The organism is Rhizobium sp. SG570 (assembly GCF_012275345.1).
In the GTDB taxonomy this organism is placed as follows: Bacteria; Pseudomonadota; Alphaproteobacteria; order Rhizobiales; family Rhizobiaceae; genus Rhizobium; species Rhizobium lusitanum.
The window spans coordinates 1-26,334 of sequence record NZ_JAAZQI010000011.1 but is presented as its reverse complement, the minus strand read 5'-3'; the positions used below and the strand labels follow the sequence as shown (position 1 = coordinate 26,334).

Here is a 26,334-nt window from a genome sequence, read left to right as displayed (position 1 = left end):
CCGCCATTTTCCAAGCCTACACTGCAGGGGAGGCACGGATGCTGGACATCAAATCCGCGCGCAAGGTTTTCTACAGGGGCCAGCCGGACGAGAAAGTCGCGCTCGACGGCCTGACACTCTCCCTCAAATCCGGTGAATTCGGCGTCGTCATCGGCTCGAACGGCGCGGGCAAGAGCAGCATGCTCAACGCGATCTCGGGCGCGCTCAGCCTCGATTCCGGAGAGATACTCATCAACGGCGACGACGTCACCGCCATGCCGGTGCACAAGCGCGCCGCGCGCCTTGCCCGTGTGTTCCAGGATCCGATGAAAGGAACCGCCGCCAGCATGACGGTCGGCGAGAACATGCTTCTTGCCGAACTGCGCGGCAAGAAACGCGGGTTGCGACCCGGACTGAACGCCTCCCGCCTCGCCACCTACAAGGAGCGCCTCTCCGTTCTCGGCCTCGGCCTCGAGAACCGGCTTGATACCAAGGTGGAGCTGCTTTCGGGCGGCCAGCGGCAATCGCTCTCCCTCATCATGGCGGTCGGCGGCTCCCCCGATGTGTTGCTGCTCGATGAACATACGGCAGCGCTTGATCCCCGCACCGCCGACATCGTCATGCAGGCGACGGTGCGCACCGTCGAAGCGCTGAAGCTGACGACCCTGATGGTGACGCACAACATGCAACACGCCGTCGATTTCGGCGACAGTATCATCATGCTCGACGCCGGGCGCGTCCATCTCGAAATTACCGGCGAAGGAAAGCGGCGCATCACGGTGCCCGAACTGATCGGCCATTTCGCCGTCAAGACCGACCGCATGCTGCTGGTGAGCTGAGATCATGGATTTCATTCAGACAACCTTTTCGAGCTTCGTCTCGCTCATCCCGGTCACGCTGGCGCAGAGCTTCATCCTGAGCTTCGTCGTCCTCGGCATCATGATCCCCTTCCGCATGCTGAGCTTTCCGGACCTGACCAGCGAGGGCGCCTTTCCGCTTGGCGGCTGCATCAGCGGCATTCTGCTTGCAGCCGGCGTCACACCGCCGCTTGCCATCGTCGTGGCCTTCACCGTCGGCCTTGCCGCCGGCTGCTGCACGGCGTTTATCCACCTGCGCTTCCGCATCCATACGCTGCTTGCCGGCATCCTGATGTCGACCATGCTTTACAGCATCAACCTCGCCATCATGGGCAAATCGAACCTTTCCGTCTTCGGCTCGCCGACCGTGTTCGACTGGGTGCCGTTCACGGAGGCCGGCTTTCCCGCGAGCAAGATCGTCGTTGCCGGTTTCATCGCTCTCGTCGTGCTGATTGCACTCAATCTCTACTTCAAGACGGAAAAGGGCACGGCCATGCGCGCCGTCGGCTCCAATCCCGACATGGCCGAGGCACAGGGCATCAATGTCCGGGCCGCGACCATCGGCGGCGTCGGCATCGCCAGCGCCTTTTCCGCAACAGGCGGCGCACTGATGGTGCAGTCGCAGGGATTTGCCGACGTCAACATGGGGATCGGCATCCTGATCAACGGCCTTGCCGCGCTGATGATCGGCGAAGCCTTCACCGGTAAGCAGAGCGTACTGCGTCAGCTGCTGGCCCCCTTCGTGGGGTCGATCATCTATTATCAGCTCGTGTCGCTCTGCCTTGCAGCCGGCATGCCGCCGCCGAACCTGAAGCTTGCGACCGGCCTGTTCGTGCTTGCCATGCTGGCGCTGCCGAGCATCCGCCGCAGCCGCGGGGGAGCGCCCGCGCGGGAAACCATTCGCGAATAAATCAAGAGGCAATATCATGGACAGCCTTCCCGATCTCGCCGCCGTCGAGGCCCTGGACGAGGCCGATCCGCTGCGTGTCTTCCGCGGCCGTTTTGCCCTGCCGGCCGGTGTCATCTACCTTGATGGCAATTCGCTCGGCGCGGCATCGCACGAGGTCTTTGCCGAAGTGCGCCAGGCGGCCATGGAAGAATGGGGCAACGGCCTGATCCGCAGCTGGAACAGCGCCGGATGGTTTCATCTGCCGCTCGAACTTGGCGATCGCATCGGCCGGCTGATCGGCGCCGCCGAAGGCCAGACCGTCGTGACCGACTCCACGTCGATCAACATCTACAAGGCGCTTCATGCGGCTTTGACGATGCGGCCGGCCCGCAACGTCATCGTTGCCGAAGGCGACAGTTTCCCGACCGACCTCTATATGGCCGAGGGCGTGGCCTCGACCCGTCCTGGGGTTACGCTCCGTCTCGAGGGTCGCGATGCCGATACCATTGAGGAATTGATCGACGAGAGCGTCGCCGTCGTCCTCATCAATCATGTCAACTACAAGAGCGGCGAGCTGCGCGATATGGCGGCACTGACGAAGCGCATCCAGGCGGCCGGCGCGCTCGTCATCTGGGACCTGTGCCACAGCGCCGGCGCCCTGCCGGTCGATCTCGATGGCGCGGGCGCCGATTTCGCCGTCGGCTGCTCCTATAAATATCTGAACGGCGGCCCCGGCGCGCCGGCCTTCATCTATGCGGCCCGCCGCCACCATGCATCTATCGTCCAGCCGCTCAGCGGCTGGTGGGGCCATGCTCGTCCCTTTGCCTTCGAGCGAAGCTTCGACGGCGACGTCGGCATCAAGCGCTTCCTCTGCGGCACGCAGTCCATTCTGTCGTTGCGGGCGCTGAAGGGTGCTCTTTCGATGTGGGACGAAGTGGACATGAATGCTCTGCGCCGAAAAAGCATAGCGCTCACCGATCTCTTCATCCGGCTGGTCGAAGCGAAGTGCGGCCGATATGGCGTCGTATTGGACACCACGCGCGACAGCGAAAGGCGTGGCAGCCAGGTCTCCTTCACCCACGGCAATGGCTATGAGGTCATGCAGGCGCTGATCGAGCGTGGCGTCATCGGCGATTTCCGCGCGCCCTCCACGCTGCGCTTCGGTTTCACGCCGCTTTATGTCAGCTATCGCGATGTGTGGCTGGCAGCTTCGGTGCTGGAAGAGATTCTGAGCAGCGGATCGTGGCAGGACGCACGCTTTGCCGTGCGCTCGGCTGTAACCTGATCCATTGTTGCCGATCGCCGAAACGGAGGAGCCATAGATGAGCTATTTCAAGGTCACCGATTGGGATAGTGCCTATACCAACGGCGCCTACATCGTCGACGGCGATCGGTGGCCGGATGCATGGGTCGAGCCCGCTCGATCCTTCCGTGACAACCTGACAACAGCCGGACGTGCCAGACTAGACCTCGTCTACGGTCCCGCCGAGCGCAATCGCTTCGATCTCTTCCTGCCCGAAGGACATCCGAAGGGATTGGTCGTCTTCGTTCATGGCGGCTACTGGCTGCAACTGGACAAAAGCTACTGGTCGCATCTGGCAGCAGGTCCGATTGCTGCAGGCTACGCAGTCGCCATCCCGTCCTACACGCTCTGCCCTGCAATCCACATTGGCGGGATCGGCAGGGAAGTCGCAGCGGCGATCACAACGGCGGCAGGCATCATCGATGGCCCCGTGATCCTGACGGGACATTCGGCCGGCGGTCAGCTCGTGGCCCGCATGATGACGACGACATCGCCGCTGGACGAGACGATCCTCAAACGCATCCGCCATGTCCTCGCGATTTCCGGCCTGCATGATCTGCGCCCGATCATGAAGCGGAGCATGAACGCGCAGCTTCGCATCGATATGGCCGAGGCACAAAGCGAGAGCCCCGCGCTCCTGGAACCCTTAAGCAATATCCGCCTCACGTGCTGGGTCGGCGGTGCGGAGCGTGCCGAATTCGTGCGTCAGAATGCGCTGCTTGCCAATATCTGGACCGGGCTTGGCGCTGCAACGGAAGTGGTAATCGAGCCGGATCGGAATCACTATACGGTACTCGACGGCCTCACCGATGTCTCTCATCCACTGACGCGATCCTTGCTCGCGGATTGAAGCTTGCAGTCAATGAAACATGCCCTCGGCGCGCATCGTCCGCGCCGAGGGTTGGCAGATATCACTCGTTGACGGGCGCATTCATGGCCCAGGTGACGCCGAAGGGATCGCGGAGCTGGCCCCAGCGATCGCCCCAGAACATCACCTGCGGCTCGATGACGACCTCCAAGCCTGCATCGACGGCACGCTTCCACCAGGCATCGAAGTCCTCGACGACCAGCTGCATCACGAACGACTGCGGCTTTTCCAGCGCGTGGCCATACTCGGGAAAGGCATCGCCGAGCATGACCGAGCTGCCGTTGATGTAGAGATGGATGTGCATCGTCCGGCCCTTCTCGTCGACCGGGAACATGAAGGCCTCTTCGGCACCGAAGGCACGCTTGTAGAAATCGGCTGCCTTTACAGCGCCATCCACCGTCAGATAGGCCACAACGCCGCCGTGAACCGGCACGCGGGGCTGCGAGGATTGCGTCTGTTCTGCTGTATCGGTCATGTTCGTCTCCTTGCGAACGGGTTTGCATGTCACGCCCTTGCGGTGGGCCGCCCCAAGGACGTCGGCCGAAAAGACTTCCCGACAAAAGGAGATCGATTTTTTAAATTATCTTTTCGGAAGCAGGGGGCATCCTGTCCGAGGATCACCCATGCGCCGGCTTTCGGGCGCGAAGCGCCTTGGCGGGATAGATCTCGCTGAAGATGCGTGCTTCCGCCTCCTCGCGCGGCATCGGCCGGCCAAGCAGGAAGCCCTGTACTTCGCTATAGCCCTCGGCGCGCAATTTCGCCAACTGCTCCTCGGTCTCGATGCCTTCCGCCAGCGTTACGGCATTGAAGCCCGAGGCAATGCCGACGACGGCACGCACGATCGCCAGATTGCCGGGATCGGTCTCCATGCCGGCGACGAAGCTGCGGTCGAGCTTGATCTTGTCGAAAGAGAAGGAGCGCAGGTAGCTGAGCGATGAGTAGCCGGTGCCGAAATCGTCGATGGCGATGCGGATGCCGAGTTCCTTCAGGGCGCGCAGCAGCGACAGGCTTTGCTCGACCTCGGAAAGCAGGACGGATTCGGTAACCTCGATCTCCAGTCGCTCGGGGAGAAGGCCGGTCTCGTCCAAAACCGAAACGACGGTCGCGAGCAGGCTCGCATGACGAAACTGATAGACGGAAAGGTTGATGGCGATTTTCAGATCGCCTGGCCATTGCCTCGCGGTCCGGCAGGCCTCCCGCAATACCCAGTCGCCGATCGGCACGATCATGCCGGTTTCCTCGGCAACGGGGATGAACTCGGCAGGCGCAATGAGCCCACGCGTGGGATGGTGCCAGCGGATCAAAGCCTCGAAACCCGACAACCCGTCATTGTCCAGCCGAATGATCGGCTGATAATAGAGCTCGAATTCGTTCTTCTGCAGGGCTTCGCGAAGCTCCAGGGTGAGTTGATAGCGCCGCTCCGCCTCAAGCCGCATATCAGTCTGATAGAAGCGATAGGTCGATCGGCCACTGCCTTTTGCCGCATAGAGCGCCAGATCGGCGTCCCGCATCAAGACGTCGGCATCGCCGCCATGTTCCGGCGCCATCGCGATGCCGATGCTGCAGGTAACGTGCTCGCGGACGCCATCGAGATCGAAAGGCACGGAGAGCGATAGCAGCAGCAGGTCGGCAAAGCGCTGGGCCCGCCCGGCATCCGTCATCTTCAGGACCAAGGCGAACTCATCACCACCGAGGCGGGCGACAAGATCGTTCTTCTCGGCAAGCTGCAGGAGACGCTGGGCGACCTGGCGCAACAGCATGTCGCCGGCGGCATGGCCCTTGCTGTCGTTGATATCCTTGAAATGATCGACATCGATGTAGAGAAGCGCAATCGGCTTCTCCGGTGTCGCGGCAGCCACCTGCTTGACGATGCTCTCGGAAAAGAAAGCACGATTCGGAAGGCCGGTCAGGGAATCGTGCATGGCAAGATGCGCAAGCTTCGCCTCGACATTGCGCTCCTCCGTGACATCCTGCGAGATGCCGAGAAGGTAGCGCGGCGCCTGTCCTTTGGGCGCTGGCAGTATCCGCTTGGCGGTCTTCACGATGCGCGGAACTCCATCCCGTGCGTGGATGGTTTCTTCGAAGCCGACGGTCGTCGCCGCGTCGAAGGCAAGCCTGTCCTGTTCGCGAAGGATCGCCGTCTGCTCGTCGGAAAATATAGCTTCGTCCGGCCTGCCGATCACGTCCTTCGCCCGCAGCCCGACAATGCCTCCGCACGCCTCGTTGAACAGGATATAGCGGCCGCCCTTCGCCATATCCTTGACGAAAACGCCGACCGGCAGATTGTCGACGATGCTGTCGAGCAGCGACTGCGTGGCATCGACCTGCCGCCGGGCAGCGTTGACCTCGGTGCGATCCTGAACGATCGCCAGGATCGCCGCCTTGCCGTCGAAGTAAATTTCACGCCCATAGGTCAAAACCTCGAACGTCTGGCCATCGACTTTCAGATGCGTCCAGCGCTGCGCCGTTTCCATGTCGGTGCGCTGGTGAACCGCTTCGAGCATGCGCTCGCGCTCCTCCGCCGGCCGGATATCGAGCACGGTCATGACCGAAAAGGCAGCGTGGCTGTAGCCATAGAGATCGCGAGCGGCGTCATTGACGATCAGGAATTTCAACGTCTTGGGATCATAGACCCACATCGGCGAGGGATGCGTCTTGAAAAGCGACCGAAAATCGTCGTTCGGGGCGTCGGGCCAAACGGAATTCATGGACGGATCGACCTTGCAAATTCGAGTTGAACTACCAGAGAATTGGAAAGTCATATTCTAAAAAGTTAAATAAAATCAAAATGGTAGCTCGCCTAAACTTTGAGCAAAAGCCTACCGAATATGCAACCACACGCTTTGCTTTCTACGCTCACGGCCACGCAGTCCAACAGCGGACAAGCGTGATGCTTACAGGCCAGCCTTACCGATGGCGTGAATGACGCCATGCAGTTCCGCCAGCCCCTTCAGGCGGCCGATCAAAGAGTACCCCGGGTTGGTCGGCTTATCGATATCGTCGCCGATGAGATGCCCGTGATCCGGCCGCATCGGGATCAGATGATCATCGCGACCCTCGGCGCGTCGGCGCGCCTCCTCGGCCAAAAGCGTTCGCAGGATGGCGTGCATGTCGCTGCGCCCCTCCAGATGGGAAGCCTCGACGAAGGAACCGTCGGCCTCGATCGCGACATCGCGCAAATGGGCGAAATTGATGCGTGGGGCAAATTCACGCGCGATATCAAGCACGTCATTGTCGGCGCGGGACCCGAGCGATCCGACGCAGAGCGTCAAGCCGTTGGCCGGATGGTCGACGCTGCCAAGGATGCGGCGCAGATCCGCCGCCGTTGAAACGACGCGTGGCAGGCCGAAAAGCGAAATGGGCGGATCGTCCGGGTGGATTGCGAGCCTCGCGCCAAGCTCGGCTGCAACGGGCGCAACCTCCTGCAGAAACATCTCGAGATTGGACTGAAGATCCCGAGCCGTCGTTCCCTCGAAGAGGGCGATGGCCGAGCGGATCGCCTCGCGACCGTAGCTGTCCTCACCGCCCGGAAGCCCGGCGATGATGTTGTTTTCCAGCCGTTGCACCGCCTGCTCGGAAAGGCCCTTCAGCCGCTCCTCGGCGCGTTGCACCAGCTCCGGCGCATAATCCGCCTCGGCACTCTTCCTGCGCAGGACGAAGACGTCATAGGCGATGAATTCCACCATGTCGAAACGCAGCGCAAGCGCCGTGGTCGGCATTTCAAAGCGCAGATCCGTCCGCGTCCAATCGACCACCGGCATGAAATTATAGCAGATCGTCTTGATGCCGGACCGGGCGAGATTGACCAGGCTGTCCTTCCAGATGCCGATCGCGGCCCTGGCTCCGGCGCCGCCAAGCTTGATGGCGCTGGGCACGGGGATCGATTCACATACGCTCCAGCGCAGGCCCGCCGCCTCCACCAGGGCCTTTCGCGCTTCGATTTCAGCCGGCGTCCAGGAGCGTGAATAGGCGACCTCATGCAGCGCCGTGACAATGCCCGTCGCCCCGGCCTGACGAGCATGCTGAAGCGGAACAAGATCCTTCGGCCCAAACCAACGCCAACAGCTCTCCATGCGACACCTCCTCCATTTGTTGGTCAAAATATCGCCGTATCCGCAAATGTCCACTCACAACACATCTTTTGCCGCGCTTGACAGTCCTTATTGACCAACAATATGTTTCCGGCCATGGAGGATGAATCGTGGTGGAGACCGCTGATATCGAGGATAGAGGCTCGGCAGTGGACCAGGTGGTCGATGCGCTGCGGCGACTGATGCGCGAGCGCAATCTCGGCCTTGGGGATGCATTGCCCTCTGAGGCGGAGCTCGCCTCGATGTTCAACAGCAGCCGCAATACGGTCCGCGAGGCAATCCGCATCCTCAAGGCCTACGGCATTGTCGAAAGCCGCCAGAAGGTTGGCGCCGTCATCACCGACCGGCGTCAACAGGCACTGATGGATCAGTTCTCCTTCGCCATCGACATATCGGCGGAAAGCTTCCTCGATATCCAGGGTTTTCGCCGCCTGATCGAGGTCAATCTCTGCGATCTTCTGTTCTCAAGCATCGATGATGCCGCCATCGAAACGCTGCGATCGATCAACGACTCAATGAAAGCTGCACCGGAACTTTCGCAGGCCGCCGCGCTGGATTTCAAGTTCCACGCCACTCTCGTCGGCTTTGCCGGCAATCAAACGCTGTCACAAGTCTATGGTATTCTGCAGCCATTGTTGCAAAGGCTGATGGAGGCGGGCAAGCGGTCCCGCGAAGCCGTCGACAACGCTTATGACGAACATAGCGACATCATCGAGGCGTTGATAAAACGGGATCGAATCGCCTACGCCTATCACATGAACCGCCACCTGCAGGCCGGGCTGCAATTCATCGCGCCGAACGCCGTTTGAGACGCCCATTTCTTCACGGATCCATGACATGAAAAGACAGACGCTCGACACCGGCTGGACCATCTCGCGCCTTCGCGCACCCTCCACCGCGCCGTCCCTGCCGAATACGATCCCGGCCGCTGTGCCTGGCAACGTGCATCTCGACCTGATGGCCGCCCAGCTGATCACCGACCCCTATCTCGACGTCAACGAGATCTCGCAGGACTGGATCGGCCGCGCCGCCTGGCGCTATCGCCTCGCCTTCGATTGGGAGAGCGAAGAGGCCGAGCGTATCGATCTCTCCTGCCTCGGCCTCGATACGGCGGCGCGCCTGGAGCTGAACGGCACCGTGCTCGGCGAGACCCGCAACATGCATCGCAGCTATCGCTTCGACATCGGCGCCAACCTCAAGAGCGGCCGCAACGAACTGATCGTCGATTTCCAATCGGCCTACGAGCATGGCGAAGCCGTGCGCAAGCAGCTCGGCAGCGCAGCCGATATACCCACAAATTATCCCGGCCCCGGCAATCTCATCCGCAAGATGGCCTGCAATTTCGGCTGGGATTGGGGTCCGACCGTCGTCACCTCGGGCATCTGGCAGCCCATCGCCATCGAGAGCTGGTCGAAGGCACGCCTCGGCAGCATCCGCCCGGAAATTACGCTGCAAGGCGGCCAGGGCGTCGCCCGCCTGCATGTCGAGATCGAATGGGCCGCGAAGGGTACGGATAGCGTGGCACTGGTGCTGTCGGTCGGCGGCAAGCGCTCGGAAGTTCGCGTCGCGCAGGGAGAGACCCACGCGCAGATCGAATGCCGCATCGACAATCCGCAGGTCTGGTGGCCGCACGGGCTCGGCGACCAGCCGCTCTACGACCTCGATCTTCAGCTTCAGGGCTCCGATGGCGCGGTGCTGGACGGCTGGAAGCGTCGTGTCGGCTTCCGCTCCGTGCGGCTCGACACGACGCCGGATGAGATCGGCTCGGCCTTTACCCTCGTCGTCAACGACGTACCGGTCTTTGCCCGCGGCGCCAACTGGATTCCGGACGACTGCTTCCTGCCGCGCGTGACGCGGGAGCGCTATCGCGAGCGGATCGCCCAGGCCCGCGATGCCAACATGAACCTCCTGCGCGTCTGGGGCGGCGGCATCTACGAGACCGATACCTTCTACGAGGAGTGCGACGCAGCGGGCATCATGGTCTGGCAGGATTTCCTGTTTGCCTGCGCCACCTATCCCGAAGAAGAGCCCGTCTACAGCGAGATCGAGGCCGAAGCGCGCGAGGCAATCACCCGGCTGATGCCCTATGCCTCGCTGGTGATCTGGAACGGCAATAACGAGAATATCTGGGGTTATTTCGACTGGGGCTGGCAGGATGTACTCGGCAATCGCCCCTGGGGCGCCGGCTATTATCTCGATCTCCTGCCGAAACTGGTGGCCGAGATCGATCCGACGCGGCCCTATTGGGCGGGAAGCCCCTATTCCGGCTCGATGGAAATCGCGCCGAATGCCGACGAGCACGGCTGCAAGCACATCTGGGATGTCTGGAACGAGGTAGGCTACGAGACCTACCGCAACTACATCCCGCGCTTCTGTTCCGAATTCGGATGGCAGGCACCTTCAACCTTCGCGACATTGACGCAATCCGTGCGCGAGAAGGATCGTGCACCCGCCTCCCCCGGCGTCCTGCACCATCAGAAAGCGACCACCGGCAACGACAAGCTGCTGAAAGGCTTGGATGGTTGGTTCCCCCATCCGGAAAATTTCGACGACTGGCTGTTCGTCACACAGCTCAATCAGGCGCGCGCCATTGGCTTCGGCATCGACCACATGCGCTCGCACCGGCCGACCTGCATGGGCACGATCGTCTGGCAGCTCAACGATTGCTGGCCGGTGACCTCCTGGGCGGCGATCGACGGCGCGGGGCGCAAAAAGCCGCTCTGGTACGCGCTGCGCCACAGCTATGCCCCGCATCTTCTTACTATCCAGCCGCGCGGCGACGGCGTTGCCGCCGTTGCCGTGAACGATGCGACGCTATTCTGGCGCGTGCCCTTCACCGTCGAACGTTTCGATGTCAACGGCAAGCTGCTTGCACATCACTCCGTCTGGCGCGTTCTGTGCGATCGTTTCGAGAATACCGACATTCCGATCCCCAGCGACGTGGCGACGCCTGATGATCCCCGGCGGGAATTCCTGCGTGCCCGTTTGGGTGACGCCGAAGCGTGGTGGTTCTTCGAGAAGGACATGGAGCTGCACTATCCGCAGCCGCGCTTCGATATCCAGAGCGTGCAGGCGGCCAATGGAATTGCAGTCACCATTACGGCACAGACGCTGCTGCGCGACCTCTGCCTGTTCGTCGATCGCATTCGCCCGAATGCCGAGGTCGACGATATGCTCGTCAATCTGATGCCGGGGGAAAGCAGGACTTTCCACGTCAGCGGCATTTCGAAGGAAGCCTTCGACAACGCCGATCTTTCAACCATCGTGCGCACCGCCAATCAGGTCGCGGAGACGCCGATGCATCGATGAAAGTGACAGCGTTTCCAGTCGAATGACCCGGCGCCCTTGCCGGGTCGAGTCATATGTTTTCCGTGAGCCAGCAGGCAGCCGTCACGAAAGATTGCTGTCGCGAATGGCAAAAATGCCGCCTATGATCGGGCTCAGCCTTGTGATCTAGTACCCCCATCCGATCCATGAATCAGCGAGACCTAGCTTATGTCCTCGGACTTCAATCGCAGCTTTCAGACGCCCCGTCGCGAAGAACTCGGTCTTACCACGCTTACCAATAGTGCCGGCCTTTCGGTTTCAGCGCTGCCGAACGGCACGCTGTTTTCAATCGATTTTGCCGACCAGCAGGGCGGCGTCATGATCAACCAGGTGCTTGGATCGCCCGTCTATGGCGGCATCGGCCGTCTTTATCTGCGCGTCGGCGGCGCCAAGCCGGAAACGGCCGAGATCGTCGGCCCGAAGGCGGCCGTGCGTTTCGGCCATGCCGAGAGCGGCCTTTGCTGGAGCGGCGAGACGGCCGGCATCAAGCACACGGTCAGCCTGCGGCTGCACCCGAGCGAGGCCGCGTGGTTCTGGCAGGTATCGCTCGAAAACACCACCGGCACGACGCTCGCGGCCGATCTCGTTCTCCTTCAGGACGTCGGCCTTGGCGATCGCGGCTTCCTGATGAACAGCGAGGCCTACGCGTCGCAATATATCGATCACCATATCGCCAACCATGCCGTCTTCGGACCAGTGGTTATGAACCGGCAGAACCTCAAACAGGGTGGCAAACGCAACCCCTGGCTGGCGCAAGGCTGCCTCGAGGGTGCAGCGGCCTTTGCCACCGACGCGATCCAACTCCTCGTGCCGTCCAAGGACAATGACGGCGTCATGGTGCCGGACTTCGGCATCAGCCTGCCGAGCGTACGCCGACAGCACGAGGTCGCCTGCCCGGCGATCCAGTCGAAGCCGCTTTCTCTGGCACCAGGCGCGGCAGCTACAACGTCCTTCTTCGGTCTCTTCGTTGCCGACCATCCGGCCGCCTCGAGCGATGCCGACCTTGCGCGCCTCGATAACCTGCCAAAATTGCGAGATGAACTGGCCAAGGACGCGATTGTCGCCGCGCCGCCGGCCCGCAGCCTTGTGCAGGACGCATCTTTCGCCGTCAGCGACACCCTCGAGCAGGCCGACATCGATGCGCTTTATCCCAAGCGCATGCTCGAGGAGCATGTCGACGGGAAGCTCATTTCCTTCTTCGTGCCGGATGGCCCGCATAATAGGCACGTCGTGCTCAGCGAAAAGGAACGTGTCGTGGCGCGCCGCCACGGCGCCATCATCCGCAGCGGGCAGAACATGCTGCTCGACGACCAGACCTTGGCGGCGACCTGCTGGATGCAGGGCATCTTTGCCGCGCAGCTGACCATCGGCAACACTTCCTTCCACAAACTCTTCTCCGTCTCCCGCGATCCCTACAATTTGACGCGGTCGAGCGGCCTGCGCATTCTCGTCGATTTCGGCGACGGTTGGCGCCTGCTCGGCGTGCCCGCTGCCTTCGAGATGGGGCTGAGCGACACCAGCTGGATCTATCGGCTGTCCCACCGCACCATCACTGTGTCGGCAATCGCCTCCGGCGACGATCCGGCCATGCAGTGGAGCGTTTCGGTCGAAGGGGCCGCCTGCCGCTTCCTGGTATTCGGCCATATCGTACTCGGCGAACGCGATTATGAAGCAGTCGCCGATATCGCCATCGATACCGAGAACAAACGAATTTCCTTCCGCCCGCAGCCCTCGTGGCTGTGGGACCGCTACCCGCAGGCGGCCTATCACCTCGTCACCCCGACGCCGGATGCCTTCGAGGCCATCGGCGGCGACGAACTGCTCTATGACGATGGCAACTCCCGCAACGGCCCGTTCATCGCGCTGAAATCGCATCCCACGCAGGAATTGCGCTTTGCCGTCACCGGTTCGATGGCCGATGCGGCTGCCGGCGAGACCTTTTCGGCGCGCTACGCCTCGGGTGTGAAGAGCGAAGAGATGCTGGCGCCTGCGCAACGGTTCTGGAGCCATGTGACGCGCAACGCACGCATCGAAGGCGACGATCCGGATGTAACAGCCCAGGCCGTCATGCTGCCCTGGATCGCCCATGATGCGATCGTGCACTTGAGCGTGCCGCATGGACTTGAGCAATATACCGGCGCTGCCTGGGGAACGCGTGACGTCTGCCAGGGACCGGTGGAATTCCTGCTTGCCTATGAGCATGACGAGGAAACCCGGCAGGTTCTGAGCACCGTCTTTTCCGAGCAGTATCGGGATCGGGGCGACTGGCCGCAATGGTTCATGCTGGAGCCCTACGCCAATATCCGCGCCGGCGAGGCCCATGGCGATATCGTCGTCTGGCCGCTGAAGGCGTTGTGCGACTATATCGAGGCGACGGGCAATATCGCTTTCCTTGCCGAAACCGTGCCGTGGCGTGCCGACGACACCATGCTGCTGACCTCGGAGCGCGCGACGATCTCCGATCACGTCGAAAAGCTGCTCGAAACCGTGCGCAGCCGCTTCGTGAAGGGCACAAGCCTTATCCGCTACGGCGATGGCGACTGGAACGACAGCCTGCAGCCGGCCGACCCGCACCTGCGCGACTGGATGGTCAGCAGCTGGACCGTTTCGCTGCTTTACGAGCAGCTGGTGCGCTATGCCAAGATCCTGACGCTCGCCAGCCGCAGCGATGAGGCGCAGGCACTGCAAGAGACTGCAGCCGCCATGCGCAGCGATTTCAACCGGCTCCTGATGCGCGACGGCATCGTCGCTGGCTACGGCGTATTCGATCCGAGCCATGATGGCGTCGAACTGCTGCTGCACCCGCAGGATACCCGGACCGGCCTGCATTATTCGCTGATTGCGATGACGCAGCCGATGATCGGCGGCCTGTTCACGCCGGAGCAGCGTCACAGCCATATGAAGATTATTCGCGAGAACCTACTGTTCCCGGATGGTGTTCGGCTGATGGAAAAGCCGGCGACCTATGCCGGTGGGCCTGAAACGCTGTTCCGGCGCGCCGAATCCTCCTCCTTCTTCGGGCGTGAGATCGGGCTGATGTATGTGCATGCACATCTGCGCTATTGCGAAGCCTTGGCGCTTGATGACGATGCCGAAGCGGTATGGGCTGCCCTGGCGCTCGCCAATCCAATCGCCGTCAGCGGCCGGCTCGACCATGCGTCACTGCGCCAGCGCAACACCTATTTCAGCAGCAGCGACGCCGCCTTCGACGATCGCTATCATGCTTCGTCCGACTGGGCGCGCGTCAAGGCGGGCGATATTGCTGTCGATGGCGGCTGGCGCACGTACTCGAGCGGCCCGGGCCTCTATACCAAGAGCCTGATCGGCAATGTCTTCGGCTTCAAGCGGGACTTCGGCCAGCGCATCCGCAAGCCGCTTTTGCCGGCTTCGGTTGGTGCGTGCGAGGTCAAGCTGGATTTCAAGGCTTGAACCGATAAACACATGAGGGAGCCGCTGGTGCGGCTCCCTCATTTTTAGAATTCAAGCTGCCTCATCCCAGACAGGTGCTAGGCCGTCGGGACTGACGATGCGGCCATCTGGGCGGCTAAGCGCGTGGATTGCCGCCATTTCATCCTGCGTCAGGGCAAAATCAAAGATAGCGGCATTTTCCATCGCGCGACTTTCCGACACGGTCTTCGATAGGACGACCAGACCCTGTTGCACGATCCAGCGCAGGACGATCTGGGCAACCGACTTTCCATGCCGGCTGGCGATCTCCTTCAGCGGCGTGTCAGACAATACCTTCCCGTCGGCCATGGCATAGTAGGCGGTCACCGACATGCCCAGGCTTCTTGCCGTCTCGATGACAGCGGACTGATCGAGATAGGGGTGATACTCGACCTGATTGGTGACGAGCGGCAGTTCGCTCAACGCTGCCGCCTCGCGCATCAGCACCCGATTGAAGTTCGAGACGCCGATATGGCGCACCTTCCCTGCCCTGGCGACGTCGTTCAGCGCGCCGATCTGTTCGGCAAGCGGCACTGTAGCGTTCGGCCAGTGAAGAAGCAGGAGATCGACGTAATCGGTCTTCAGCTTCTTCAGGCTTTCGTCGACCGAGGCGACGAAAGCCTCGTGGCGATAATTTTCGACCCAGACCTTCGTCGTCAGGAACAGATCGGCGCGGGCGATGCCGGAGTGCCGGATGCCATCGCCGACTTCGGCCTCGTTGCCATAGATCTGGGCGGTGTCGATGTGGCGATAGCCGTTGCGGAGCACATGCGCCACCATGCGTTCGGTGTCAGGCCCCGGCACACGGAAGGTGCCGAAGCCGAGAGCGGGGATGGAGGCGCCGTTGGCGCTGACGATTTGCATGGATTGTCCTTTCGATTGCAAAGTTTGATCAGGCAGCGGAGGAGACGGCCTGCGCCGTGGAGGCCGAGCGGCGGTCGAGCGCGCCGCTCCAGAGAGTGAAAAGCAAGGCAGCGACGACCAGGATCGCGCCGACCCAGGGCGTGGCACCGAGGCCAAGCGAAGATTCCACCACCAGGCCGCCGACCCACGCACCCGCGGCAATGCCGAGATTGAAGGCGGCAATATTGAGGGCAGAGGCCACATCGACGGCGGCAGGGCGAACCTCCCGGGCAAGCTGGACGACATAGAGCTGCAGCCCGGGCACATTGGCGAAGGACAGGAAGCCGAGAGCGGCCAGCGTCGGGATGGCAAGCCAGGGCGAGACAGCCGTGAAGCTGAACAGGACGAGCACCACAGCCTGGGCAATGAACAGCCAGGTCAGCGCGCGCACCGGATTGCCGTTGGCGAGGCGCCCGCCGACGACATTGCCGATGGCAATGGCGACGCCATAGAGTACCAGGATGAGGCTGACGGCGGAGGCTTCAAAGCCGGTCACGTCCTGCAGGATGGAAGCCAGGAACGTGAAGGCAACGAAAGTGCCGCCATAGCCCAGCGCCGTCATGGCGAAGACGATCAGCAAGCGGCCGCTTGCAAGCACGCGGATCTGCTCACCGATGCCGGCCGCGGGTGCCTTCTTCAGGTTCGACGGCAGCAGCAGCGCAATGCCGGCGAAGGCGATGACACCGAGAGCTGCGACGGCGGCAAAGGTGGCGCGCCAGCCGAAGGTCTGGCCGATGAAGGTGCCGAGGGGAACGCCTGTCACGATCGCAACCGTCAACCCCATGAACATCATGGCAATTGCCGAGGCACGGCGGTTTTCCGGCACGAGATCGGCCGCGATGGTCGAGCCGACGGAGAAGAACACGCCGTGGGCGAAGGCGGAAAGCACGCGCGCGACGAGCAGCGGCGCATATCCCGGGCTCAAGGCAGCCATGCCGTTGCCGACGATGAACAGCGCCATCAGGCCAAGCAGCAGCGGCTTGCGCTCGATGCGGCCGGTGAGCGCCGTCAGGATCGGTGCGCCGAAGGTGACGCCGAGCGCATAGACGCTGACGATGAGGCCGGCAAGCGGCAGGTTGATGTGGAGGTCGTTCGCCACAGTGGGGAGCAGACCGACGATGACGAATTCGGTTGTCCCGATCGCATAGGCAGCGATCGTCAACGCGAAGAGAGCGAGAGGCATGAGATCACCCGATCCAAAAGGCAGGCCGGAGAATTCCGGCTGCACAGGTTCTTGTTCGGGAGAGAATATGGGGCCAAGACATTCAAGCGATAATCGCCTATATAAACGCAACACTTGTGAATTCAATTCAAAGCCAGGAGGAAGAAGTGGACAATCGCGCCGGCGAGATGGATGTCTTCGTTCAGGTGGCGACCCTTCGCAACTTCTCGGCGGCCGGGCGGAAACTGCGCCTGTCTCCGTCTGCCGTCAGCAAGCTCATCACCCGGCTGGAAGAGCGGCTGAACACCCGTCTTCTGGTGCGGACCACCCGCTCCCTGCAACTGACGCCGGAAGGAGAGATCTATCTGGAAAAGGCGCAGGCGATCCTCACGGATATTCAGGAAGCGGAGAGGATCGTGGCAGCCGGCGGGGCGGCCGTGCCACGTGGTTTGCTGCGGGTCAGCGCCTCCGTCGCCTTTGGGGTAAGCTGCCTTGTGCCACTCATTCCCGATTTCCTGAGACGCTACCCCGAGATCGAACTGGACATCTCGCTCACCGACAACGTCATCGATATCGTCGGCGAGCGCGCCGACGTCGCCATTCGCTCCGGGCTATTGCGGGATAGCTCGCTAAAGGCCCGCAAGCTTCTGGAAAGCCGTCGCCTCGTCGTTGCATCGCCGGCCTATATCGAACGGAAGGGTCTTCCGAAAACGCCGGAAGAACTCGACCATCATAATTGCCTGACCTTCAACTTCCGTCCGACGGCCGAAGGCTGGCCTTTTCGCGATCCACGCACCGGCGCGCAATTTGTGAAAATCGTTGAGGGCAATCTCCAAGCCAACAACGGCCCGACCGTGCGCAGCCTCTGCCTCGAGGGAATGGGGCTTGCCCGCATCGGACAATTTCACGTGCAGCCGGATATAGATTCTGGACGGCTGGTGCCAGTTCTGGAAGACTTCAATCCGGAGGATATCGAAAACATCCATGCCGTCTATGCCGGCCATGAGCACCTGGCGGCCCGCATCCGCGCCTTTATCGACTTTCTGGTTAACCGAATCGGATAAACCGAATCCGGACACTCCAGAGCGGAGAGCAGGATTTGGAAACGGAACTCTATCTCCCGATCAAGTCATTTCTCGAGATGGCGGGCTACGCCGTAAAGGGCGAGATCGGCGGCTGCGATCTCGTCGGGCTCAATGACGGCGAGCCGCCCGTCGTCGTCATCTGCGAGCTGAAGCTCACTTTCAATCTCGAACTGATCCTGCAGGCGGTCGATCGTGCCGCGGCCAGTGACGAAGTCTGGATTGCCGCCCGGGTCTCGGCGAAGGGCAAGGGCCGGGAAAGCGACCGGCGCTTCCGCGATCTCTGCCGGCGGCTGGGCTTCGGCATGCTGGCGGTGTCCGACAGCGGCACCGTCGACATCGTCGTCAGCCCTGTCTCGCCGATGCCGCGCAAGAATGCGCGCCGCAGATCACGGCTTGTTGACGAACATCGCCGGCGAAAGGGCGATCCGGCACTTGGCGGCAGCACGCGCAAACCGATCATGACTGCCTATCGTCAGCAGGCCCTTGCCTGCGCCGCAGCGATCGAAAACGGCGTGCAGAAACCGAAGGATATGCGTGCTGCAGCACCAAAGGCGCCGCAAATTCTGAGGGATAACGTCTACGGCTGGTTCGAACGCGTCGATCGCGGCATCTATGCGCTGACGGAAGTCGGGGCGGAGGCGCTTAAACGATGGCCGGCGCCACAGCCCTGAATATGGAGAAATTCGGGCCGCCAAACATTAAATTCATGTAATATCTTAAAATTTTGCAATAATAACATGATCAATATTTAATTTGTAAAAGTCAATTGGCGGATCATATTACATGACAGCGCCAATTCAATTTTATACTTTGCTTCCCCACAGTAAATGCGGGAAACAAAGGCTGCCGGAAAGAATTGACGCGAACCCATTCGACGCCTGTCCCGGAGATGGACAAGACGCCAATTCGCCAACAATCTCGCAAGGGACTTTTGCCATGTCATCTATTCTTCGCAAACATCGCACCGCCGCCATTGTCGGAGCCGCCATCATTGTCGGCGCGGGCGCATTGCCTTTTGCCTTCGGCACCTCCGCAACCCCAGCAGCCGCAGCCGAGCCTGCCGGCATCATCGCTCCCGGCGGCTCCTTTGCCCCGATCGTCGACGCCGACAAGCCCGCTGTCGTCACCGTCACCACAACCATGAAGGCGACGGACACGAGCGCCGACAGCGGCGACTCGCCGATGGACGAGCAGTTCCGCCAGTTCTTCGAAAACCAGGGTATCCCCTTCCCGAAACAGGCGCCGCGCCAACAGCAGAACCAGCACGCCATGGCGCTCGGCTCCGGCTTCGTCATAAGCCCTGACGGCATCATCGTCACCAACAACCACGTCATCCAGAACGCAGTCGACATCAAGGTGACACTCGACGACGGCACCGAACTGCCGGCCAAGCTGCTGGGCGCCGACGCCAAATCGGACCTTGCCGTCCTGAAGATCAAGGCGCCGAAGCCGCTGGCAACCATTGCCTGGGGCGATTCCGACAAGTTGAAGCTCGGTGACCAGATCCTGGCCATCGGCAACCCCTTCGGCATCGGTACAACAGTCACCGCCGGCATCGTCTCGGCCCGTGGTCGCGACCTGCACAGCGGCCCCTATGACGATTTCATCCAGATCGATGCCCCGATCAACCACGGCAATTCCGGCGGCCCGCTTGTCGACCGCGAAGGCAATGTGGTCGGCATCAACACCGCCATCTATTCGCCGAACGGCGGCAGTGTCGGCGTCGGCTTCGCCATTCCTTCCGACGAAGCCAAGACGATCGTCGCCAAGTTGGAAAAGAATGGCTCCATCGATCACGGTTATCTCGGCGTCGCGATCCAACCCGTAACCTCGGATGTCGCCAACGCCATGGGCCTGTCACAGACGCAGGGTGCGCTCGTCGCCAGCGTCAATGACGGAACCCCCGCTGCCCGTGCCGGCATCAAGAGCGGCGACATCGTCACTGCCGTCGGCAACGAGACCGTCAAGACGCCGAAGGATCTGTCGCGGCTCGTCGCCGATCTGTCCCCGGGCGACCAGCGTTCGGTCACCCTGTGGCGCAACGGCAAGAGCATGGATGTCAATGTCACCATCGGCGGCAACGACGACAGCAAGCAGGCCGCCAATGACAATGGCGATGGCAAGGTTCAGCCTTCCAACCAGCCGAGCATCGGCGTCGGCCTCGCCAACCTCACTCCCGATCTACGCCAGCAGTTGAACCTGCCGCACGGCGTCGAAGGTGCGGTCGTTGCCAGCGTCAACCCGGACAAGCCAGCCGCTGCGGCCGGCATCCAGACCGGCGACATCATCGTCTCGGTCAACGACCAGCCGGTTCGCAACGCCCACGAGGTGCAAACCGCCGTTGCACAGGCAAGCAAGGATGGCCGCAAATCCGTCCTGCTCCTCATCGAGCGTGATGGCGACAAGACGTTCGTGGCCGTACCGTTCTCGGCCGCCTGACGCCTGAACCGATAGTACAAAGCGGCCCGTCTCCCATTCCGGGAGGCGGGCCGCTTGCGTTCAGATGACAAGCAGCCCCTGCCGTTCGGCAAGACCGATCCTCGCCAGGGTTCCGGCGTTGAAAGGGAGAAAATCCGTCTCGATGCCGTCGCTGAAGATGACGCCGTGCTCCGCCATTTCGGATACGACGGTCATCCCAATCTCGGCGGCGATCTGTCCCGAAACCAGGGAGACACTCGTCGTCCGGCTGGGAAAGGGTTCCCGCACGAAGTAATGCAGGAACTCGGCATCCCAGGGAAACGTAGCGTCGGCAAGCGCAGCCGGCACCTCCATGCCGAAACTGGCGGCCGCTCCCGCCCAGCCCGCGTAGAGGCTCTTCAGCCATCCGGTCGAGCCCATGCCGGTCGAGACGATGATGCCGCTCGACGATTGCCTTTCGCGTCTCTCGCCGATTTGGAGATCGTAACGGGCTGAAACGTGGCTGCGCGGACCGATAAAGAGGTCGTTGACGGCATAGAGGACCTCGCCGGTATTGAGCGAGGCCTTCGCCATGCTGACACGCTTAAGCGATCGGCGCTGCGCCAAAGCTTCCGGCACGACCTTGCGGACGTCGGCCACACGGAACGGCAGCAGCACGCCGTCCCAGCGCTTCGGATCCGGGTTGACGCCGAGCACATGCTGCCCGTCGAGATATTTCAGCGTGTTGGCGACCAGACCGTCCTGCCCCAGCACGACGACGATATCATCGACGGCGAAGATGAAATTGCCGAGATAGCGCCGATTGAGCGTCTGCACCCGGGCAACTTCGCGCAGGCTGGCTTCGACCTCGTGCACGGCTTCCCGGTAATGCTGCTGCTCCGCCAGATAATCGCCGAAATCCGCACCGAGATGCTCGACATAGAACTGCGCCTGCTGGACGGTGTTGAACCGCACAACCAGTTCATCGAGACGCGTGTCGCGCACGATCAGCACGATCTTTCTGTCGTCATACTTCCCGTACTCCGAGGTCGGCATTGGCTTACCCCCTCGCTTGCGGCTGCATGATTTCGCGCAGGAGATCAGGCGAGACATTGAGCTGGCCGATCTTGGCGGCATTATCGGCGAGATCGCGGAAGGCGAGCGCCATCAGCTGGCCGGGGTCCATGCCGACAGACGCCAAGGCTTGCAGCACCTTGGGATCGGCGTCGCCGAACGACTTCATCATGACGGCGAGACCATAAGCCTTGGCATCCGCCTCTTCGCGCGCATTGGTCGAGGCGAGAGCGACAAGCGCCTTGTTCTGCTCTTCCAGGGCGATCTTGCCGGTCATCTCCTCGCGGCGGATCTGCAGCTGCCGCTCCTGAACCGAACGCTCCGCATCCATCTGCGCCTCGCGGACCTGACGCTTCTTGTTTTCGACGGCTATCTCGGTGGAGAGCTCGTTCTCCTTGATCGTACGCTCCTGCTCGACGGCGGCGTTGCGACGCGCATAAATCGCCTCGTCGGCACTGCGCAGCAGCGCTTCGCGTGCGCTTGCCTCCAAAGCCTTGGCGGTCTCCGGCTTCGGCTTTACCGCCAGGATGGACAGGCTGAGGAGTTCAAGGCCGAGCGCCTGCAGCGCCGGATGACCATGAAGCGTGGTGGCGACGCGCCCGACGAGCAATTCACTGGCCGCCAAAGCCTCCTTCAGCGTCAAGGCCTGCACCTCGGCACGCATCGCCACCTGAACCTGGTCGATCAACCGCTGCGACAGCTTCTGCGGATCCTCCGAACCGTAGGTACCCTTGGCATTGAGCGAGAAATCAAGCAGCTCCGCTGTTCGCTTCGGATCGGCAATGCGGTAGGTGATCTGGCCCTGGATCGTCACTTCCTGAAAGTCGGACGTCACCTCCGGAAAAATAAACGGTTCGTTGACGCTCGCCGTCGGCACCACGACCAGCGACGTCGAAGGCGCGAAATACCAGAAGGAAAGCCCTGCGCCCTCCCGCTGGGGCCGACCATCGCGATACTGGATCACATGCTGGGTCGGCTGCGCCTTGATGAAACGAAATCCGAACATGACTGCCTCCTGAGCGAACACGACGGCCTTCCCAGCCGCCACGTCGCGAAGAAACACCACTTAGTGTCAAATGTCAACTAAGTTAGTTGAAACTTTACACTAAGATGAAGGCGCGCTATATTCGGGAGCATGAATAGCCCCGAAGACCTTTATCAAAGGCCGATCGTTTCGGTCGATCTTGCCATTTTTGCCCTGGTACCTGCTGGGCTCGAGGTCCTGCTGGCATGTCGCGGCACGGATCCTTTTGCCGGCGATTGGGCGCTGCCGGGCGGGTGGATCCATGTCGACAAGGACCGCGACCTCGAAGCGGCGGCGCGGCGTGTCCTGGCCGACAAAGCGGGAATCACGGCGCCCTATCTCGAACAAGTCGGCGTTTTCGGCGATGCGTTGCGCGATCCGCGCGGCTGGAGCTTGAGCGTAACCTACATGGCGTTGATTTCGCCGGATGCGTTCACCTTGCGGCACGGGGGTAACGTGACTGATGTTGCCTGGCGGCCAATCAGCGGCGAGGCGGTTATGGAGCCCCTTGCATTTGACCACGCCGCCATTCTGAGGGCGGCGACCGCAAGGCTGCGAAGCAAGGTCGAATATTCGACGCTGCCCGTCCACCTTCTGCCGGAAGCCTTCACATTGGGCGAATTACAGGCCGTCTACGAGCGCCTTTTGGGCCGCAGTCTCGACAAATCGGCCTTCCGCAAACGCATGGCGGAAGTAGATTTCATCGAGCCAATAGAAGGAGAAATGCGCCGTGCCAGCAATCGCCCGGCCCAACTCTATCGGCTGAAGCAGGCACGCTCGACCGTCTTCTTCGATCGAACGATCTAGGAAGCCGCATTTCCACAGAAGAGACACTTCGGCTTTGACACGTGATTGTTTTTGTCCAAACTCTGCCTTTGTGATGGTACAAAGACGTCGTGGGCAGATAGGAACGACCCGATGGGGGACCTTTTTGTCTGCCGGAAAATTCAACGGCAAAGGGCTTCTGCCCTTGGGACAGGACGAAGCGGCGGCAGGAGTTGGAGTGACTGATCCATACGACATTCTCGGCGTTGCGCGCGATGCGGGCGAAGAGCAGATCAAGGCGGCCTATCGCAAACGGGCGAAGGCGGCACACCCCGATTCCGGCGGCGATACCGAGACCTTCTCGCAATTGCAGAAGGCCTATGAGCTGCTTCTGGATCCCGTGCGCCGAAAAGTCTTCGACGATACCGGCTATGATGTCGAATTGACCGATGCCGTCGATCTGCAGGCGCTGGTCGCCATCGAGAAGCTTATTACCGATATGGTTCTGGACGAACGCGAGCCCGGGACCTTCGATCCGGTTGCCAAAATGCGGGCGGCTCTTCTCGAAGAGATCCGCAAGGCGCATTTCAGCAAGAGCGAACTGGAGCGGCATTCCAATCGGATCAACCTTCATCTCGACCGTCTTGGAAAACGCCCCGGCAAGGACGTTGTCGGCCACATGCTGCGCGCCCGCATTAAGGCGATTGCCACCGCGATCAGTGAGACCGAATCAAAGATCGGCGCCAACGAACGCGCCTGCGACATGCTCGACGGCTATCTCTATGTCATGGACGAATCTCATGACGAGGCGGAATTAGCGCCCGATATCGAATGGGACGAAGTGCCTAAGGTCCGCTCCGCCGCCCAGTGATTGCGCCATTGATCATGGCTCGCATGCGGGGACATAGATAAGCCCGTCCAAGCTGATCTTTGCGGTCGATCGAAGCCACCTTGAGACGGTCGGTTTGCTCGCCCTTATCTCGATCGCCGACTCTTTTCAGCAACGCTATGTTGCAATGCAACAATCGTCCCTAGACAAATCGAAGGGCTGGCCTAGATCAAGCCTCAAGTGAGCCGTTCGATTCCATCAAAGATGACGACACGGCGATCGGCCGACGCCGGAAGACGCCTGCGCCGGTTGAAAATTTAAAACGTGGAGTATGCGATTGCTGGCTTCCCAAGCGGATGACATCGTCTTTGAACATCTGAGCGAAAACCGATCGCGGGCCGCATTGAGGGGTGCATTCTGGTCGGCACTGGACACGTTGATCCCGACGGCGCTCAACAGTCTCGTCTTCGTCGTCACGTCGCGATTTCTTCTGCCGCAAGATTTCGGTCTCGTTGCGCTCGCCTTCGCCATCGTCAGTTTCACCGCCGGCTTTGGGCCTACAGCCTTCGGCGAAGCGCTGATCCAGCAGAAGTCGATCCGGCGCAGCCATCTCGACACGGTCTTCTGGCTCTCCTTCCTTTCGGCGGCCATTCTCTATGCCGCGCTGTTTTTCCTTTCCCCGACCGTTGCCCATTGGGTCGGCCACGACGAGATCGTCAGCCTGCTGATGATCATCGGATTGAAGATCTTCTTCGACATGATGATCATCGTTCCCAACGCCTTGATCGGCAGGACGATGTCCTTTCATCTGGCGGCGGCGCGTACCGCGATCGCCACCTGCGTGTCCGCAACCATCTGCCTGTCGTTGATCTTCGCCGGCTTCGGCCTCTGGGCGCTTGCGATCGCGCAGATCGCGGCGCCGGCCGCAGCCTGTGTCGCGGCTTTCTGGGGCGCCAATTGGCTACCCGGCGTCCGGATCAAGCTCTCAAGCCTGCGCGAGTTGCTGCATTACGGCATATTCGCCTCCGGCAACCGGTTCCTGCAGACCATGAACCTCGATCAGCTGATCATCGGCACGTTGGTGAGCCCGGCTGCGCTCGGTATCTATAATTTCGCCAGACGCCTGTACGAGATGCTGAACAACGTGGTCGCCGGCGGCTTGACCTCGGTGAGCCATGTCCTGCTCTCTTCCCTGCAGCACGATCAGAACAAGGTCCGCGAAGCCTTCCTCATGGCCACCTTCGGCTGCTCGCTGATTTCCTTTCCGGCTTTCATGGGCCTCGCAGCCGTTGCCGACGATGCCATCCCGCTGATCTTCGGCCCGCATTGGGCGGCTGCCATCTGGCCGGTGCGCTTCTTCTGCGTGATCGGCCTGATGGCCGGCATCGGCGTGATCCAGGCATCCCTGATCACAAGCCAGGGTAAATCCGATTGGTGGTTCTACTACCAGCTGGTGCGCAACATCGTCACCATCCTGACCGTGCTTCTTCTTTATAAATATGGCGTTACCACCATCGTCTTTGCGCTGATGGTCGAAGTGCTGATGCTGTGGCCTGCGACGCTGTGGATGGTCTCCCGGTTGATCGGCCTGAGCATCCCGCAATATTTCGGCCAGTTCATCAGACCGATCGCCGCCTATCTCGGCATGCTTGTCGCGGTACTGGCGATATCGTCGGCCATGCGCGACTGGTCCATAGCCTCGCGTCTGGTCTGCGAAATCCTGATCGGCGGCATCACCTACTCAGCTCTGATCCTCCTCCTGTGCAGGGAAAGGATCCTCTTCCTGGTGCGCACGACGCTGCAAGGTCGTCGCGCAAAAGCTCAATAACTGCCGTCGCGGACAACGGATCGAAACAAGGCAGCAAATGCCACTTCGACCCCCGCCATGGCAGCACCAACTGTCAGAAAGGGCGCGTTTATGACGCTGGTTACCTTCATCATCCCGGTTCGTCATCAGGCCAATTCGAACGATTGGCCTTCGTTGAAGAGGAGGCTGTCGCAAACGATAGCCTCGATTTCCGGACAATCCAACGGCGACTGGCGCGCCGTGATCGTTGCCAATGAGGGCGCCGATCTGCCTGACCTGCCACCGAAATTCTCGGCAGAGCGCGTAACCTTCCCGCCAAATCAGCTGCACGATATCAACGGCGCCGACCGCGAAAAAGTCTACGACGCATTCCGTCTGGACAAGGGTCGCCGGGTGTTGGCCGGAATGCTTTCCGCCCGCGACACGCGCTTCTTCATGATCGTCGACGACGATGATTTCGTCAGCGCCAACATCGTCGAGTTTGCCGCAAGAAACGCCGATGCCAATGGCTGGAAGATCGACCGCGG

General features: G+C 61.3%; 20 protein-coding genes and 1 pseudogene. 14 read left to right on the top strand and 7 right to left on the bottom strand.

What is annotated here, in order from left to right; translation table 11 throughout:
* The first annotated feature begins 38 nt into the window (after positions 1 to 38).
* The 4 genes from FHT28_RS21435 to FHT28_RS21420 are packed head-to-tail and all read left to right on the top strand — an operon-like array spanning position 39 to position 3,878.
* Positions 39 to 818 carry an ABC transporter ATP-binding protein gene (locus FHT28_RS21435; RefSeq protein ID WP_168597298.1) on the top strand — a complete coding sequence of 260 codons (780 nt, stop codon included), beginning with the start codon at positions 39 to 41 and terminating at the stop codon, positions 816 to 818.
* A gap of 4 nt (positions 819 to 822) precedes the next feature.
* Positions 823 to 1,746: an ABC transporter permease gene (locus tag FHT28_RS21430; RefSeq protein WP_168597297.1), complete on the top strand. Its 924-nt coding sequence runs from the start codon at positions 823 to 825 to the stop codon at positions 1,744 to 1,746.
* Between the two features lie 16 nt (positions 1,747 to 1,762).
* Entirely contained in the window at positions 1,763 to 3,010 is a 1,248-nt protein-coding gene (gene kynU / locus FHT28_RS21425) for a kynureninase (protein ID WP_168597296.1), read from the top strand.
* A gap of 37 nt (positions 3,011 to 3,047) precedes the next feature.
* The gene (locus tag FHT28_RS21420) at positions 3,048 to 3,878 is read left to right on the top strand and encodes an alpha/beta hydrolase (protein ID WP_047638431.1); all 831 of its coding nucleotides are present in this window, start codon (positions 3,048 to 3,050) and stop codon (positions 3,876 to 3,878) included.
* 61 nt (positions 3,879 to 3,939) lie between these two features.
* Here the strand turns inward: FHT28_RS21420 and FHT28_RS21415 are convergent, their stop codons facing one another.
* The 3 genes from FHT28_RS21415 to uxuA form a co-directional block, all read right to left on the bottom strand.
* Positions 3,940 to 4,371 carry a glyoxalase/bleomycin resistance/extradiol dioxygenase family protein gene (locus FHT28_RS21415; protein WP_168597295.1) on the bottom strand — a complete coding sequence of 144 codons (432 nt, stop codon included), beginning with the start codon at positions 4,369 to 4,371 and terminating at the stop codon, positions 3,940 to 3,942.
* Between the two features lie 142 nt (positions 4,372 to 4,513).
* Positions 4,514 to 6,604, bottom strand: coding sequence for a bifunctional diguanylate cyclase/phosphodiesterase (locus FHT28_RS21410; protein WP_168597294.1), 2,091 nt, complete (start codon positions 6,602 to 6,604; stop codon positions 4,514 to 4,516).
* Positions 6,605 to 6,790: 186 nt separating this feature from the next.
* Positions 6,791 to 7,969 (bottom strand): mannonate dehydratase, encoded by a 1,179-nt coding sequence (gene uxuA, locus FHT28_RS21405; protein ID WP_168597293.1) that lies wholly within the window; start codon positions 7,967 to 7,969, stop codon positions 6,791 to 6,793.
* Positions 7,970 to 8,097: 128 nt separating this feature from the next.
* Here uxuA and FHT28_RS36875 point away from each other — a divergent pair, with 128 nt between their 5' ends.
* From FHT28_RS36875 to FHT28_RS21390, 3 genes are all read left to right on the top strand, one after another.
* Positions 8,098 to 8,796, top strand: coding sequence for an FCD domain-containing protein (locus FHT28_RS36875; protein WP_245297463.1), 699 nt, complete (start codon positions 8,098 to 8,100; stop codon positions 8,794 to 8,796).
* 28 nt (positions 8,797 to 8,824) lie between these two features.
* Positions 8,825 to 11,296, top strand: coding sequence for a glycoside hydrolase family 2 protein (locus FHT28_RS21395; RefSeq protein WP_168597292.1), 2,472 nt, complete (start codon positions 8,825 to 8,827; stop codon positions 11,294 to 11,296).
* Between the two features lie 186 nt (positions 11,297 to 11,482).
* Positions 11,483 to 14,743, top strand: coding sequence for a cellobiose phosphorylase (locus FHT28_RS21390; protein ID WP_168597291.1), 3,261 nt, complete (start codon positions 11,483 to 11,485; stop codon positions 14,741 to 14,743).
* Positions 14,744 to 14,794: 51 nt separating this feature from the next.
* Here FHT28_RS21390 and FHT28_RS21385 read toward each other — a convergent pair whose 3' ends face one another.
* Together FHT28_RS21385 and FHT28_RS21380 are read right to left on the bottom strand one after the other, a co-directional pair.
* Positions 14,795 to 15,625, bottom strand: coding sequence for an aldo/keto reductase (locus FHT28_RS21385; protein ID WP_047554614.1), 831 nt, complete (start codon positions 15,623 to 15,625; stop codon positions 14,795 to 14,797).
* 28 nt (positions 15,626 to 15,653) lie between these two features.
* Positions 15,654 to 16,847 carry an MFS transporter gene (locus FHT28_RS21380; protein WP_047554983.1) on the bottom strand — a complete coding sequence of 398 codons (1,194 nt, stop codon included), beginning with the start codon at positions 16,845 to 16,847 and terminating at the stop codon, positions 15,654 to 15,656.
* A gap of 146 nt (positions 16,848 to 16,993) precedes the next feature.
* Between FHT28_RS21380 and FHT28_RS21375 the strand changes: the two genes are divergently transcribed.
* The 3 genes from FHT28_RS21375 to FHT28_RS21365 all read left to right on the top strand — a co-directional run bounded on the left by FHT28_RS21375 (position 16,994) and on the right by FHT28_RS21365 (position 20,350).
* On the top strand, positions 16,994 to 17,890 hold the full coding sequence (locus FHT28_RS21375; RefSeq protein WP_168597290.1) for a LysR family transcriptional regulator: 897 nt from the start codon (positions 16,994 to 16,996) through the stop codon (positions 17,888 to 17,890).
* Positions 17,891 to 17,925: 35 nt separating this feature from the next.
* A complete protein-coding gene (locus tag FHT28_RS21370) occupies positions 17,926 to 18,582 on the top strand; it encodes a DUF2161 family putative PD-(D/E)XK-type phosphodiesterase (protein WP_168597289.1) in 657 nt (218 codons plus the stop codon).
* A 265-nt stretch (positions 18,583 to 18,847) separates the two neighbouring features.
* Positions 18,848 to 20,350: a DegQ family serine endoprotease gene (locus FHT28_RS21365; protein ID WP_168597288.1), complete on the top strand. Its 1,503-nt coding sequence runs from the start codon at positions 18,848 to 18,850 to the stop codon at positions 20,348 to 20,350.
* Between the two features lie 60 nt (positions 20,351 to 20,410).
* On the opposite strand, the gene FHT28_RS21360 is transcribed toward FHT28_RS21365, so the two are convergent.
* Positions 20,411 to 21,364, bottom strand: coding sequence for a sugar kinase (locus tag FHT28_RS21360; RefSeq protein WP_168597287.1), 954 nt, complete (start codon positions 21,362 to 21,364; stop codon positions 20,411 to 20,413).
* 4 nt (positions 21,365 to 21,368) lie between these two features.
* On the bottom strand, positions 21,369 to 22,388 hold the full coding sequence (locus FHT28_RS21355; protein ID WP_037192525.1) for an SPFH domain-containing protein: 1,020 nt from the start codon (positions 22,386 to 22,388) through the stop codon (positions 21,369 to 21,371).
* Positions 22,389 to 22,517: 129 nt separating this feature from the next.
* Here FHT28_RS21355 and FHT28_RS21350 point away from each other — a divergent pair, with 129 nt between their 5' ends.
* The 4 genes and pseudogenes from FHT28_RS21350 to FHT28_RS21335 all read left to right on the top strand — a co-directional run.
* Positions 22,518 to 23,213, top strand: coding sequence for an NUDIX domain-containing protein (locus tag FHT28_RS21350; protein WP_168597286.1), 696 nt, complete (start codon positions 22,518 to 22,520; stop codon positions 23,211 to 23,213).
* A gap of 196 nt (positions 23,214 to 23,409) precedes the next feature.
* Complete coding sequence (locus tag FHT28_RS21345) at positions 23,410 to 24,042, top strand: DnaJ domain-containing protein (RefSeq protein ID WP_037193235.1); 633 nt, start codon at positions 23,410 to 23,412, stop codon at positions 24,040 to 24,042.
* A 295-nt stretch (positions 24,043 to 24,337) separates the two neighbouring features.
* Positions 24,338 to 25,828, top strand: coding sequence for a lipopolysaccharide biosynthesis protein (locus FHT28_RS21340; RefSeq protein WP_168597285.1), 1,491 nt, complete (start codon positions 24,338 to 24,340; stop codon positions 25,826 to 25,828).
* Positions 25,829 to 25,918: 90 nt separating this feature from the next.
* A pseudogene (locus FHT28_RS21335) lies at positions 25,919 to 26,334 on the top strand (galactosyl transferase); the annotation flags it as partial.

Excerpts from the sequence above, each read along its gene's own strand:
- FHT28_RS21430 (WP_168597297.1), top strand. The coding sequence starts at position 823 with ATGGATTTCATTCAGACAACCTTTTCGAGCTTCGTCTCGCTCATCCCG.
- FHT28_RS21365 (WP_168597288.1), top strand. The coding sequence starts at position 18,848 with ATGTCATCTATTCTTCGCAAACATCGCACCGCCGCCATTGTCGGAGCC.
- FHT28_RS21360 (WP_168597287.1), bottom strand. The coding sequence starts at position 21,364 with ATGCCGACCTCGGAGTACGGGAAGTATGACGACAGAAAGATCGTGCTG.
- FHT28_RS21420 (WP_047638431.1), top strand. The coding sequence starts at position 3,048 with ATGAGCTATTTCAAGGTCACCGATTGGGATAGTGCCTATACCAACGGC.
- FHT28_RS21385 (WP_047554614.1), bottom strand. The coding sequence starts at position 15,625 with ATGCAAATCGTCAGCGCCAACGGCGCCTCCATCCCCGCTCTCGGCTTC.
- FHT28_RS21380 (WP_047554983.1), bottom strand. The coding sequence starts at position 16,847 with ATGCCTCTCGCTCTCTTCGCGTTGACGATCGCTGCCTATGCGATCGGG.
- FHT28_RS21395 (WP_168597292.1), top strand. The coding sequence starts at position 8,825 with ATGAAAAGACAGACGCTCGACACCGGCTGGACCATCTCGCGCCTTCGC.
- FHT28_RS21435 (WP_168597298.1), top strand. The coding sequence starts at position 39 with ATGCTGGACATCAAATCCGCGCGCAAGGTTTTCTACAGGGGCCAGCCG.
- FHT28_RS21390 (WP_168597291.1), top strand. The coding sequence starts at position 11,483 with ATGTCCTCGGACTTCAATCGCAGCTTTCAGACGCCCCGTCGCGAAGAA.
- uxuA (WP_168597293.1), bottom strand. The coding sequence starts at position 7,969 with ATGGAGAGCTGTTGGCGTTGGTTTGGGCCGAAGGATCTTGTTCCGCTT.
- FHT28_RS21415 (WP_168597295.1), bottom strand. The coding sequence starts at position 4,371 with ATGACCGATACAGCAGAACAGACGCAATCCTCGCAGCCCCGCGTGCCG.
- kynU (WP_168597296.1), top strand. The coding sequence starts at position 1,763 with ATGGACAGCCTTCCCGATCTCGCCGCCGTCGAGGCCCTGGACGAGGCC.
- FHT28_RS21410 (WP_168597294.1), bottom strand. The coding sequence starts at position 6,604 with ATGAATTCCGTTTGGCCCGACGCCCCGAACGACGATTTTCGGTCGCTT.
- FHT28_RS21355 (WP_037192525.1), bottom strand. The coding sequence starts at position 22,388 with ATGTTCGGATTTCGTTTCATCAAGGCGCAGCCGACCCAGCATGTGATC.
- FHT28_RS21350 (WP_168597286.1), top strand. The coding sequence starts at position 22,518 with ATGAATAGCCCCGAAGACCTTTATCAAAGGCCGATCGTTTCGGTCGAT.